This is a genomic window from Sphingomonas hengshuiensis (assembly GCF_000935025.1).
Lineage (GTDB): Bacteria > Pseudomonadota > Alphaproteobacteria > Sphingomonadales > Sphingomonadaceae > Sphingomonas > Sphingomonas hengshuiensis.
The window spans coordinates 2803488-2816981 of sequence record NZ_CP010836.1; the positions used below are offsets into that span (position 1 = coordinate 2803488).

Below are 13494 nucleotides of genomic sequence, written 5' to 3' on the forward strand. Positions count from 1 at the left end.
GCCCGCCATCAGCTCGCGTCGATTGAGGTCGGGGAATGCAGCACCCGTTCGGGCGATATCGGTCATGTTCGCGTGCCTCCCAGTCGTCTGGCTGGCCGGCACGCCCCAACCGGGCGCCGCCAATCCTGACGCGGGGATTGCACCGCCGCCGACGCCGCGACCATCAGCCGCTAGGATGGGCAACCTATCGCATGGTATTAGAGGGCCTAGCCCTCAGCGACGCTCGCGCTAATTGTCCATCCGCCGCTCCAGCGCGCGCGCCGGCTTTTCGAGCGTCTGGCCATGCGCGAGCAGATCCTTGCGCAGCGCCGCATAGTCGACGTCCTGCACCGCCACGCGCGCGTCGATCGCGAGCGCGGCGGCAGTCGCGGCGGACTGGCCGAGGATCATGAACACCGGCTCCATCCGGATCGAGCCATAGGCGATGTGCGACGCCGACAATGCCACCGGCACGAGCAGGTTGGATGCCTCCGCCCGCTTCGGCACGATCGCGCGATAGCTGATCGGATAGGCGTCGCCCGGGTTCACTTCGATATTGCCTTCGTTGCGGGCAAAGCCGCGCGCATCGACGATGCGCTGCACATTGTGCGAGTCCATGTTGTACGATCCCATCCCGACCGGCTCCGGCGTCGGGCTCTTGCCGCGCAGATGGGGCTCGGCCATCACGAAATCGGACGCCATCCGGCGCCCTTCGCGAACATAGATTTCGCGCGGCCAGTTGCCGTTGCGGACGAATTCGTCCTTGCACAGCCCCCAGCGCGACATTTCGGTGCGCACCGCTGCGGGCACCTGTGGATCATGGCCCAGGAACCACAACAGACCCTGCTGATAGCGGACATGCTTCGCCAATATCGCATCGCGTTCGGCATAGCTCGCCTCGGGATAGGCATGGTTCAGCCCGATCCCGTCGAACGAGAACGCCCCCCAGTTATTGACGTCGGTCTTGCCGTTGGGGACGCGGTCGAACTTGCGGAACACTTCGTTGAAGCCCTTGGCGAGATAGCGCGCCAGCAGCTGATAGTCGCCCGCGTCATAATCGGCAGGGCGCGGGAGCGGCGCGCGGTTCGCGGCGACGTCGGTCAGGCACAGGCGATAGGTATAGGCCTGGATCTTGTCATCGCCGGTGCCGTCGGGCTGGGGTCGCTCGCCCGAGACATAGGGCAGCAGCCCGCTCTCGGGCCGTCCGGGAATCCGATAGGGATCGACATCCGCCTCGAACTGGTGGCTCGTGGTCTTGGCGAGCTGGACCCCGTTCAGCGTCTCGCCATAGGTCTGGTTGGACTCGCGGCCCGTGGTGTAGCCCACCCCCGCCGCCGCCATCAGGTCGCCCTCATAGGTCGCGTCGATGAACATGCGTCCGGCATAGCGCTTGCCGCCCATGGTGCGGATCGAGACGATCCGGTCGCCCGCCTTTTCGACGCCGCCGGGGCCGCGATCGATCAGGCTGTCGAAGACCGGCGTCACGCCCGCGCTGGCGAGCCATGAATCATACACCGCCTCGGCGGCGCTGGGCTCGAAGATCCACTGCGCCCCATCGGCGACGAAGCCGGGCTGCTGCGCGGCGCGATCGGCGCCGTGCTTCCACGCCGCGGGCTGGTCATAATGCTGCTTGAGCCGCTTGTAGAATTCCAGCGAGAGCCCGCCGATGACGCCGTGATTGCCGGTATCGGAATAGCCGAGCCCGTTGGTCGTCATCCCGCCGACATAGTCGCGCTGGCACAGCAAAGTGACCGACTTGCCATGCTCGCGCGCGGTGATCGCGGCGATCACCCCCGCCGAGGTGCAGCCATAGATTACGAGGTCGCTTCCCGCCGCGGCCACGCGCTGCGGCGGGGTGCTGCCTGCGGTGCAGGACGCGGCCGCAAGCGCGACGATCGCGGCGATGGGGAGGAGGCGGTTCCGGCGACGGGCTGGAGTCTTCATGAAATACTATCCTCCACGCAGGGAAAGCCAGGACGCCTCAAGCGGTCGCCGGCCCGAATTCGAGAGTGGACGCGCGTCCGATCGCGCGCCAGACCGCAAGCGCCGACGCGCCCGCCGCGACCAGCACGACTGCGATCAGCACCGCCGTCAGCGTCGCATTGGTATAGTCGCTGCGGATCAGCTGCCGGGTCGCCGCGGTCGCGGGGGCGCCTGCCAGCGAATGCGCATGCGCCAGGAAGCCGACGCGGGGATCGCTCGCGAACAGCTTCGTCGCACCAGCGACCAACGTGATGACGGTCAGCGCCAGCGCGGGGACGCCCGTCACCCACCAATAAGCGCGGCGGGCGGAACGCACGAGCGCGACGGTGCAGGTCAGCAGCGCGATCGCCGCCAGCATCTGGTTGGCAATGCCGAACAACGGCCACAGCGAATTGATCCCGCCGAGCGGGTCGATCGATCCCTGATACAGCAAATAGCCCCAGGCCCCCGCCGCGATCCCCGTCGCCAGCGCGCTGGGGGCGAAGCGGTTGGTCTCGCCGAACCACGGCGCAATCGTGCCCCCGAAATCCTGGATCATGAAGCGCGCGACGCGGGTGCCGGCATCGACCGTCGTCAGGATGAACAGCGCCTCGAACAGGATCGCGAAATGATACCAGAACGCCTTCATCGATTCGGGGCCGCCCATCGACGACAGGATTTCGGACATGCCGACCGCCAGCGTCGGCGCGCCGCCGGTGCGCGACAGCAGAGTATGCTCGCCCACCGCCTTTGCCGCCTGGACCAGCGCATCGGCATCGATCGCATAGCCCCATTGCGTGATCGTCGCGGCGGCGGTCGCCGCGTCGCTGCCGATCAGCGCGGCGGGGCTGTTGATCGCGAAATACAGTCCCGGCTGGAGGATCGTCGCGGCGATCAGCGCCATCATCGCGACGAAGGATTCAGCCAGCATCCCGCCAAAGCCGACCAGCGGGATATCGGCCTCGCTCGCGATGATCTTGGGCGTCGTGCCCGACGCGATCAGCGCGTGGAAGCCCGACACCGCGCCGCACGCGATGGTGATGAACAGGAAGGGGAAGACATTGCCCGCGAACACCGGCCCGGTGCCGTCGATGAAGCGGCTGACCGGCGGCATCTGGAGCAGCGGCGCGGTGACGATCAGCCCGATCGCCAGCAGCCCGATCGTGCCGAGCTTCAGGAAGCTCGACAGATAATCGCGCGGCGCGAGCAGCAGCCACACCGGCAGCAGCGAGGCGATGATGCCATAGCCGATCAGCAGCAGCGCCAGCGTCGGCGCGTCGAAGGTGAACCACGCCGCCAGCGCGGCGTCCTGCGCGATATGGCCCCCGCCAATCACCGAGAGGATCAGCAGCGCCGCGCCCAGCAGCGCGATCTCCAGCGGGCGCCCGGGGCGGAAATAGCGGCCATATAGCCCCATCAGCACCGCGATCGGCATCGTCGCGAACACGGTGAACGTGCCCCAGGGGCTCTCCGCCAGCGCCTTGACCACGACCAGCGCCAGCACCGCCAGCAGGATGATCATGATCAGCAGCAGGCCGAGCGAGATGACGGTTCCCGCGGTCGCGCCCAATTCGTCGCGCGCGATCCGCCCGAGCGACAATCCGTCGCGGCGCGTCGACAGGAACAGCACGACCATGTCCTGCACCGCCCCCGCGACGACGACGCCGACGAGAATCCACAACGCGCCGGGCAGATAGCCGAGCTGCGCCGCCAGCACTGGCCCGACCAGCGGCCCGGCACCCGCAATCGCCGCGAAATGATGGCCGAAGGTCATGAAGCGGTCGGTGGGCACGTAATCCAGCCCATCGGCATGGCGCACCGCCGGGGTGGGCCGCGACGCATCGATCCGGAGCACGCGGCGTGCGATGAACCGGCCATAGAAGCGATAGGCGAGGATGTAGACGCAACTCGCCGCGGTCAGCAGCCACAGCGCATTGACGCGCTCGCCGCCGGCAGTCGCGACGACGCCGAATGCCAGCGCAACCGCGCCCGCGAGGACGACGATCATCGCGGCACTATACCCTTTTCGCGCAGCTACGCCCCGCATCTTCTCTCCCGGCTTCAATCTCGATCGGCTGCCCGTCGCGCCTCATGGCAAAGCGCGTGCAGGGGTGGAACCCCCTACTTAAGGTCCGTCGACGTTGCTTCTGCAACCGCCTATCCTATTGACGACAGAGCGGTAAAGCCGCCGATTGGGGGGAGCGAAACCAGGTTGACTGCGATCACCGTCATCAGCGTCACGTTGCTGTACGTCACGCTGTTGTTCGTCATTGCGTGGCTTGGGGACGTGCGTTCGGGCACGATCGACCGGCTATGGCGTTCGCGCTGGTTTGCGACTCCGGTCTATTGCCTGACGCTCACCGTCTATAACACCAGCTGGAGCTTCTACGGATCGGTCGGCCGCGCCACGTCGGCGGGGTGGACCTTCCTGCCGATCTATATCGGCCCGGTGCTCGTGCTGGTATTCTGCCAGCCCCTGCTGCGCCGGCTGGTCGCGATCGCCAAGGCGCAGAACGCGACGTCGCTCTCCGACCTTCTCGCCGCCCGCTATGGCAAGAGCCAGTTGCTCGCCGCGGTCGTTACGCTGTGCAGCCTCGCCGCGGTGCTGCCCTATATCGCGCTCCAGCTAAAGGCGCTGGCGGTCACGTTCGACATCGTGACCGGGCTGAAAACGCCTGCCGATGCGCCGATCTGGCGCGATACGTCGTTCGCCTCGGCGATATTGATGGCGATCTTCGTGGTGACGTTCGGGGTGCGCTACAGCCATTCCAGCGAACGCCATCGCGGGCTGATGCTCGCCGTCGCGATGGAAGGCGTGATCAAGCTGCTCGCGTTCGTCATCGTCGGCATGTTCATCGTCTTCGGCTTTTTCGATGGGCCGGGCGACATATTGGGCCAGGCGATCGCGCGCATCCCCGACGACGCGACGCGCATCCTCGCCCCCAATTTTGCGCTTCCCGGATGGTATGGCCAGACGCTGATTGCCGGGCTGGCGCTGATCTGCATGCCCCATCTTTTCCAGGTGGTGGTGGTCGAGAGCGAGCGATCGAGCGACCTCAATGCCGCGCGTATCTTCTTTCCCGCCTATCTCGGCATCCTCAGCCTGTTCATGGTGCCGATCGCGCTGGCCGGGCTGCTGACGTTCGGCGACGGGGTGGCGCCGGACAGCTTCGTCATTGCGCTGCCCATCGCGTTCGACTCGCCGACGATCGCCGCGCTGGCCTTTTTCGGCGGGCTGTCGGCCGCGACGGGGATGACGATCGTGGCGACGCTGTCGCTCGCAACGATGCTGTGCAACGACGTCATCATGCCCGTCATCCTGCGCCGCAGGAAAGACGATCTGGGCGGCGAGGACGTGTCCGCCACCTTGTTGCGGGTGCGGCGCGTCGCCGTGGCGATCATCATGCTGCTCGCCTTCGCGATGCACCGGCTGGTGGTCAGCGGCTATCCGCTTACCGAGATCGGGCTGGTGTCGTTCGTGGCGACCGCGCAGTTCGGGCCCGCGGTGATCGTGGGCATCTATTCCTCGCGCCCGCACATGCCCGCCGCGGTCGCCGGGATCGTCGGCGGGCTGACGATCTGGGCCTGGATGCTCCTGCTTCCGCGCACGATCAGCACCAGTTTGCTGCCGCCGCTGCTCCCGGGGCTCGGCGAAAGCGACCCGATCACTGCGGCGACAGTGCTCAGCCTCGCCGCCAACCTCGCGCTGCTCTACGCCTTTTCGCGGCACCGGAGCGCAAGGCAGGCCGACGGCTTTGCCAGCCCGGCGCCGGCAGTCGAGACGCTCGCCGACCTAAAGGCGCTTGCGGTACGGTTCATCGGCGCGGACGCAACGGAGCGCGGCTTCCGCCAGCTTGCCGCACAGAATGGCAATCGCGCGCTCGACCATCCGGTGGACAGCCGGGCGATCGACTTCACGGAAAATCTGCTCGCCGGCGCGATCGGCACGCCCTCGGCACGCGTGGTCATGACGGCGGCGCTGCGCCGCGACCAGCCGTTCGACGAGGGCGCCCGCCGCGCGCTGGAGACCGCCTCGGAGGTGCTCCGGCTGAACTACCAGCTGTTGCAAGGTACGCTCGACGGGGTGCGCCAGGGGATTTGTGCGTTCGACAATGAGTTGCGGATCACCGCGTGGAACCGCCGCTTCTGCGAAGTGCTGGCATTTCCGTCCGACCTCCTGCGGGTAGGGATGCCACTGGCCGAGGTTATTTCGTTCAACCTGTCGCGCGAGGAATATTCCGGACACGATATTCCTGCATTGGTGATCAACCGCGACCTCGCGCGGCAGCGTTGGCCCTATATCTACGAGCGCAAGCGTCCGGACGGAACCGTGCTGGAAATCACCTATGACCGCATCGGCGACCAGGGCTATGTCTCCACCTACACCGACGTGACCGAGCGGCACCGCGCGGCGGAGCGGCTGCGTGCGGCGAACGAGGGGCTCGAGGAGCGCGTCGCGCAGCGCACGCGGCAGCTGCAGGCGGCAAAGAGCGAGGCCGAGCGCGCCAATGCCGGCAAGAGCCAGTTCATCGCCGCGGCGAGCCACGACCTGTTGCAACCGCTCAACGCCGCCCGGCTGTTCGTGTCGGCGATCGCGGAAGAGCTTCGCCCGGCGCGCAGCGGCACTGCGCGCGAGACCGCCGAACTCGCCGCCAATGCCGGCGACGCGCTGAGCGCCGCCGAGGCGCTGATCGAGGCGCTGATGGACATTTCGGCATTCGACGGCGGCGCGATCCATCCCAAGGTGCGCCCGTTCCGCCTGTCCGACATCCTCGAACCGCTGGAGAATGAATTCCGGATGCTGGCGAGCGACAAGGGCCTCGCCTTCCGCGCGCGCGCATGCCCGCTGGTCGTCGAAAGCGATCCGCAATTGCTGCGCCGGCTGTTGCAGAACCTGCTGTCCAATGCGGTGCGCCATACCGAGCGCGGCGGCGTGCTGCTCGGCTGGCGGCGGCGGGGGGACAGCGTCCGGATCGAGATATGGGATACCGGCACGGGCATCCCCGCCGACCAGCATGACGCGATCTTTCGCGAATTCTACCGGATACGTCCCCCCGGCGGCGGCGCCACGCCGGGGCTGGGCCTGGGGCTCGCGATCGTCGAGCGCACCGCGCGCCTGCTCGGGCACCCGATCGGCCTGCGGTCGCAGCCCGGACGCGGATCGCTGTTCCACATCACTGTCGCGCTGGCGCGGGAGCAGCGCGTCCCGTCCCCAGAGCGCGCCTCACGCCCCGGCGAGACGACGCGGACGCTCGACATCCTCGTAGTCGACGACGACGCACGGATTCGCAGCGGCATGGTCGCGCTGATCGAGCGATGGGGCCACCGCGTGACCGTTTCGGACGGCACCACTCTCCCCGATGCGCCGCCCGACCTGCTGCTGGTCGACTATCATCTCGACGACGACCGGACCGGGTTTGATTTCGTGGCGCAGGCGAATGCGCGCTGGGGACGCACGCTGCGCATCGCGTTCCTGACTGCCGACCGCAGCGCCGCGATTGCCGAGCGGGTCCGCGCGGCCCACGCGCTGCTGTTGTACAAGCCGGTCAAGCCCGCGGCGTTGCGGCGCGTGATCCTCGATGCGGAGCGTGCCGAATGACTCGCATCCTCATCGCAGACGATCACCCGATGGTCCGCAGCGCGGTCAAGCACGCGCTGGAGGCGTCGATCGGCGGGCTCCATTTGACCGAATGCGAAACCATCGCCGGGGCGGCCGCCGCGCTGGCCGGCGACCCCGAAATCGACCTGGTCCTGCTCGACCTCGATCTGCCCGACTCCTCCGGGCTGTCGGGCGCGATCCGGCTGCTGAGCGACTATCCGACGACGCCGTTCGTGATCCTGAGCGCGGAGACCGATCCCGGCGTGATCCGCCGCGCGATTGCCGTCGGCGTCGCGGGCTATATCCCCAAAATGTCGAGCATGGCCGAACTGGTGCGGATCATCGGGCTGGTGCTCGACGGCGAGCGCTGGTGGCCCGAGCTTGGCGAGACCGATGCCGAGGAGGAGCGGCTGCTCGCCGGGCTCGCCCAGCTGACCGGCCAGCAGTTGCGCATCCTCGCGCTGGTGATGGCGGGCAAGCTCAACAAGCAGATCGCCAATGACCTGGCGATTTCAGAGCAGACCGTGAAGGTCCATGTCTCCACCATATTGCGCAAGCTCAACGTCGTGTCGCGGACACAGGCGGCGATGCTGGCGGGACAGGCGATCGCGCGCGGCCATTGGTCCCCGCCCGAATGACCGGGTGCGCTCAGCAGCAGCGATGCGCGGAGCGGGCATAGCGGCGCTCGAACCGCCGCGCCTGAAATGCCTGCCGGCTCAAGGGCGTACATCCATGAGCCGCGGCGTGGCGCAGATGCGCGTCATAATCCCCCGCGCCGAGGATGATCGCGAACCCCCGCGCGATCCGCGCGACGCCGCCCCGCAAACGACTGCGAGGCTTGGTGGGGTGGTTCTCCGACATGCCGGGGATATTGCCCCGGTTTCAGCGGCCTGCGCAACCCGCGATACAAAAGTAGGGGTGGGCAGCGCCCCCCGATTTGCCATCGGGGGCGCCACAAGGCCGCGCGTCGCCCGACGCGCAGGCTAGATACGAGGATGTCGCCACGATGAAGTTTACCCGCCCTTCTGCCGTGCGCGCCAGCCTCGTAGCAATCGCGGGTCTTGCGGCCCTCACCACCGGCTGCACCGCGCCCGCCGCCCGCTCCGTCAGCACGACCGCGCAGCCGCAGCGCTGGCCCTGGAGCGACCCTGCCCTGCCCGCCGCCGAGCGTGCCGAGCGCGCGCTGTCCGCGATGACGCGCGACGAGAAGCTCACGCTGATCTTCGGCTATTTCCCCTCGCGCGGTAACGAGGCGCCCGACGATCCCGTCGCGGCGGGCGGGCGGCCTGGATCGGCGGGCTATGTCCCCGGCATCGCGCGGCTGGGCATCCCGGCGCAGTGGCAGACCAATGCCGGGCTCGGCGTCGGCTCGGTCGGCGGCGCTACCCAATTGATGGAGCGCACCGCCCTCCCCTCCGGGCTGGCCCAGGCGGCGAGCTGGGACCTCGGGCTTTCCTATGCCGGCGGCGCGATGATCGCCGACGAGGCGCGCCGGTCGGGGTTCAACATCCTCCTCGCCGGGGGCATCAACCTGGTCCGCGATCCGCGCGGCGGGCGCAATTTCGAATATGCGAGCGAGGACCCGCTGCTCTCCGGCGTGCTGGTCGGCGAACAGATTCGCGGCGTCCAGTCGCAATCGGTGCTCTCGACGATCAAGCATTACGCCATCAACGCGCAGGAAAGCGGGCGCGAAATCGTCAGCTCGAACATCGCCAAGGGCGCCGCCCGCATGTCCGACCTGCTCGCGTTCCAGATCGCGATCGAGCGCGGCCAGCCGGGCGCCGTGATGTGCGCCTATAATCGCTTCAACGGCACCCCGTCGTGCGAGAACGCATGGCTGCTGACCGACGTGCTGCGCCGCGACTGGGGGTATCGCGGCTTTGTACTGTCCGACTGGGGAGCGGTGCATTCCACGGTGCAGTCGATCGCGGCGGGGCTCGACCAGCAATCCGCGCACAGCTTCGATCGCGCGCCGTTCTTCGGGGCACCACTCCGGGCGGCGCTAGCAAGCGGGCAGCTTCCTGAAGCGGCGCTCGACACGATGGTACGCCGCATCCTGACCGCGATGTTCGCCACCGGGCTGTTCGACCGCCCCGTTGCGGTGGAACCCGCGACCATCGACTTCGCGGCGCATGCCGAGGTCAGCCGCGTGGCGGCGGAGCGCGGCGCGGTGCTGCTGACCAATGACGGACTGCTGCCGATCGCACCGGCGACGAAGCGCATCCTGATGATCGGCGGCCATGCCGACAGGGCGGTGCTGTCGGGCGGGGGATCGTCGCGCGTCTTTCCGATCGGCGGCAACGCGGTGCCGAACCTCGAGCCCAGGGGCTGGCCTGGGCCGGTGATCTATTTCCCCTCCTCGCCGCTTGCCGAGCTGCGCCGCGCGATGCCGTCCGCGACGATCCGCTATCTCGACGGAAGCGACCCGGCCGCAGCCGTAGCCGCCGCGCGCGAAAGCGACATCGTCATCGTCGTCGCGACCCAATGGGCCACCGAATCGCGCGACGTTCCGCTCGCGCTCGACGGCGATCAGGATGCGCTGATCGCGGCGGTCGCGTCCGCCAATCCGCGGACCGCCGTGGTCCTCCAGACCGGCGGGCCGATCCTGATGCCGTGGCAGGGCAAGGTCGCGGCGATCCTGGAGGCCTGGTATCCCGGCACCTCGGGCGGGCAGGCGATCGCGCGGCTGCTGACCGGCGCGGCCAATCCCTCGGGCCGCCTCCCGATCAGCTTCCCCGCCAGCGTCGCGCAACTGCCGCGACCGGCGCTGGACGTGCCCCCCGAGCGCGACGGCAAGCAGCTGCCCTTCGACGTCGACTATCGCGAAGGCGCGGCGGTGGGCTATCGCTGGTTCGAAGCGACGGGGGCCAAGCCGCTCTTCGCCTTCGGCCATGGCCTCAGCTACACGCGCTTCGCGTTCGACCGCCTCGACCTGCGCGTGGCGCAGGGCACCGTCACCGCGCGCGTCACCGTGCGCAATACCGGCGCCCGCGCCGGCGTGGCGGTGCCGCAGCTCTATGCCGGCCCCGTTTCGGGCGGCTGGGAGGCACCGCGGCGTCTGGCGGGATGGACAACTGTCGCGCTGGCGCCGGGACAGTCGCGGACGGTCACGATCACCGTCGATCCGCGCCTCCTCGCCATGGCGGACGATGACGGCAAGTGGCGCATCGCGGCGGGCGGTTATCGCTTCCAGCTTGCCGCTTCGGCGGGCGCGGCGCCCGCGCAGGAGCGGATCGTGACGCTCGCCGCGCGGGAACTGCCCGCCCGCCGCTGAGGCGGCTCAGACCAGCCGGATCGCGGTGTTGCCATCGGCGAGCCCGGAGGCGCTGGCAGTCAGGACAAGCCGCTTGCCCCCAGGACCGGCCCGCACCAGCGCCTGGGCAAGCCCGTTGAACAACGAGCGCCGGTCGCCCTGCGCCGGCTCGTGGCTGTTGGGGTCGCCATTGCCCAAGCCGGCGATCGCGCCCCCCGCGATCCGCAGCGTCACGGCATGCTGCGCAATCGGCACATGCCGCCCGGCGGCGTCGACGGCGTGGATCGTGACGGGGATCAGGTCCTCGCCGTCCGCCCGCATCACCATGCGCGCGGGCAACAGCCGCAGCGCCACCGGCGGCCCGGCGGTGCGATGCGCGGTGCGGACCACTTCGCTGCCGCCGCGCAGCCCGATCGCGGTAATCTCGCCGGGCGCATAGGCAAGCTTGAACGCACAGCCGCGCACCCGATCACACGCCTGCTCGCCCACCAGCGTCCCGTTGAGCATCAGCCGCACCCGTTCGACGTTCGACGTCACGAGGATGTCGAGCATTTCCCCGTTGCGTCCCGGCCAGGTCCAGTGCGGCGCGATACCGATCACCGGACGGTGATCGATCCATTGCGCGCGGCGGATGTCATAGGCGGTCTTGGCGAAGCCGCAGAGATCGAGGATTCCGAAAAAGCTCGAGATCGTCGGCCATTCGAACGGCGTCGGCTCGCCATGATAATCGAACCCGGTCCACACGAACCCGCCCGCCAGATAGGGCCGCTCGGCAATCATCGCCCATGCGTTGCGGTGCGTCGCGCCCCAGTCGGCGGCCTCGTCGTCCATCGAACTCATCACATGCGCCGCGCGATCGGTGCGATAGGCGCCGCGGGTCATGAAGGCGCTGGTATCTTCCGAACTCGTGCTGGGCAGCCGCGGATTGCTGGCGTGGAACTTGTCATATTCGCCGGTCTGGTAATTGAACCCCATCACGTCGATCGCCTGCGACACATTTTCCGGCGCGTAGAGCCCGCCGTTCATCGCAGCGGTAATCGGACGGCTGTCGTCGAGCATCCGGACAGCCGCAGCCATCCGCCGCACCATCTCCCGCCCCGCCCGCGTCCCCTGCATCGGTTCTTCGTTGAACACCGACCACAGGATGATGCTCGGATGGTTGCGATGCGCGCGCACCAGCCATTCCAGCTCGGCAAGGTGGTCGGGCGCCGGATTGAACTGCCGGTTCTCGTCCATCACGAGAAAGCCCATCCGGTCGCAGAGCGCGTAGAAGGCGTCGGCCTGCGCATTATGCGTACAGCGGATCGCGTTGACCCCGACATCCTTCATCCGGCGCAACCGCCATTCGAGCAGCGAATCCGGCACCGCCGTCCCGACCCCGGCATGATCCTGGTGCAGGCACACGCCCTTCAGCTTGACCGGCTGCTCGTTGAGGAAGAACCCTCGTTCCGCGTCGAACCGGATCGTGCGGAATCCGATTGCGATCCGCCGCGTATCGACCCCGGCGCTGCTCGTGGCGGTCACCTCCAGCCGGTACAGCGTCGGGTGCTCGGGCGACCAGCGGGCGGGCGCGCGCAGTGAGAGCGTCAGTGCCAGTTCGGCGCGCGCCAGCGGCCCGATCGCGCCCGATCGCTCGCCGCGGGCGACTTCGCGCCCCTCCGGATCGCGCAGCACCGCCGCCACGGTTACGCGCTGCGAAGCGTCGCCGATATTCTCCAGCGTCGCGGTGACGGGCACGCGCCAGCGGTCATCGCCGTCGTGGCGCGGGTCGCAATGCACGCCGTCGGTGAGGATCGACACCGCCGGGCGCTTCGCCAGCGTGACGTGGCGATAGAGGCCGGCGCCTTCGTACCACCACCCCTCCATCGCCTCGGCATCGACGCGCACCGCGACGATATTGGGCTCATCGGGGCCGAACCGCGCGAACGGCGTGATATCGACGGCGATCGCATTATAGCCCGACCAGTTCCGCGCCACGACGCTGCCGTTGACCCAGATCGTGGCGTGCGTCGCGATCCCACCGAAGCGCAGTTCCAGCTTCCTGCCCCGGTCGCCGTCGTCGAGCGTGAAGCTCCGCCGATACCAGCCGATCCCGCGGGGCTTATACCCCTGATCGACATTAGCGTTGCGGTCGAACGGCTGGCGGATCGCCCAGTCGTGGGGCAGGTCGACGACCGGCCATGCGCTGTCGTCATAGTCGATTGCCGCCGCGCCCCGCGCCGCGCCCGCCTTTGCCGCGAGATAGGTCTCGTCGTGCGTGCGCAGCGACGCCATCGCACTGTCGCCCTCGTGAAAGCGCCAGCCCGTGCCGACGCGGATGCAACCGGGCTCTTCCACCTCGAGCGGATCGGGAAGCGCGTCCAGCGGCATCAATCCGTCGAGCAGCGGCTCTTCGCTGCGCGCGGCGCTTGCGCCTTGCCACGATGCCATTGCCGGCGACGCGACAGCGCCTGCGGCACCGGCCATCAACGTGCGTCGCGTCACATCCATTCGCCTCTCCTGTTCTTGTCCCCTGCGCCGATCGTCGCGCGGATGTTCGATCCGCGCGCGATCGAAGGCGGCGTTGGTACACGAGATTCGGGTTCCGCCGCAGATAGTTGTCGGTCGTAGTACGAAAGTAGGGGCTCTTCAGCGGGGGTGCATCTGGCATTGCCGCACCCGACCCGCCGAAAGAGCAGGGAGACATTGGGGATGGAGGTAA

General features: G+C 68.4%; 7 protein-coding genes. 3 read left to right on the top strand and 4 right to left on the bottom strand.

Annotation, left to right across the window (positions count from 1 at the left end; genetic code table 11):
- Nucleotides 1-228 precede the first annotated feature (228 nt).
- Nucleotides 229-1923: an FAD-dependent oxidoreductase gene (locus TS85_RS12375; protein ID WP_052507884.1), complete on the bottom strand. Its 1695-nt coding sequence runs from the start codon at nt 1921-1923 to the stop codon at nt 229-231.
- Between the two features lie 37 nt (nt 1924-1960).
- Complete coding sequence (locus TS85_RS12380) at nt 1961-3949, bottom strand: carbon starvation CstA family protein (protein WP_227698467.1); 1989 nt, start codon at nt 3947-3949, stop codon at nt 1961-1963.
- Between the two features lie 204 nt (nt 3950-4153).
- Between TS85_RS12380 and TS85_RS12385 the strand changes: the two genes are divergently transcribed.
- Nucleotides 4154-7540, top strand: a complete 3387-nt coding sequence (locus tag TS85_RS12385; protein ID WP_044332534.1) for a hybrid sensor histidine kinase/response regulator — start codon at nt 4154-4156, stop codon at nt 7538-7540.
- Complete coding sequence (locus tag TS85_RS12390) at nt 7537-8178, top strand: response regulator transcription factor (RefSeq protein ID WP_044332536.1); 642 nt, start codon at nt 7537-7539, stop codon at nt 8176-8178. The genes TS85_RS12385 and TS85_RS12390 overlap by 4 nt, the downstream gene beginning before the upstream one ends.
- Nucleotides 8179-8188: 10 nt before the next feature.
- Here the strand turns inward: TS85_RS12390 and TS85_RS12395 are convergent, their stop codons facing one another.
- Nucleotides 8189-8401: a CstA-like transporter-associated (seleno)protein gene (locus tag TS85_RS12395; RefSeq protein ID WP_044332537.1), complete on the bottom strand. Its 213-nt coding sequence runs from the start codon at nt 8399-8401 to the stop codon at nt 8189-8191.
- A 145-nt stretch (nt 8402-8546) separates the two neighbouring features.
- On the opposite strand from TS85_RS12395, the gene TS85_RS12400 reads away from it, so the two are divergent.
- A complete protein-coding gene (locus TS85_RS12400; RefSeq protein WP_044332538.1) occupies nt 8547-10814 on the top strand; it encodes a glycoside hydrolase family 3 protein in 2268 nt (755 codons plus the stop codon).
- Between the two features lie 6 nt (nt 10815-10820).
- Here TS85_RS12400 and galA read toward each other — a convergent pair whose 3' ends face one another.
- The gene (gene galA, locus TS85_RS12405; protein WP_052507885.1) at nt 10821-13283 is read right to left on the bottom strand and encodes a beta-galactosidase GalA; all 2463 of its coding nucleotides are present in this window, start codon (nt 13281-13283) and stop codon (nt 10821-10823) included.
- Nucleotides 13284-13494 lie beyond the last annotated feature (211 nt).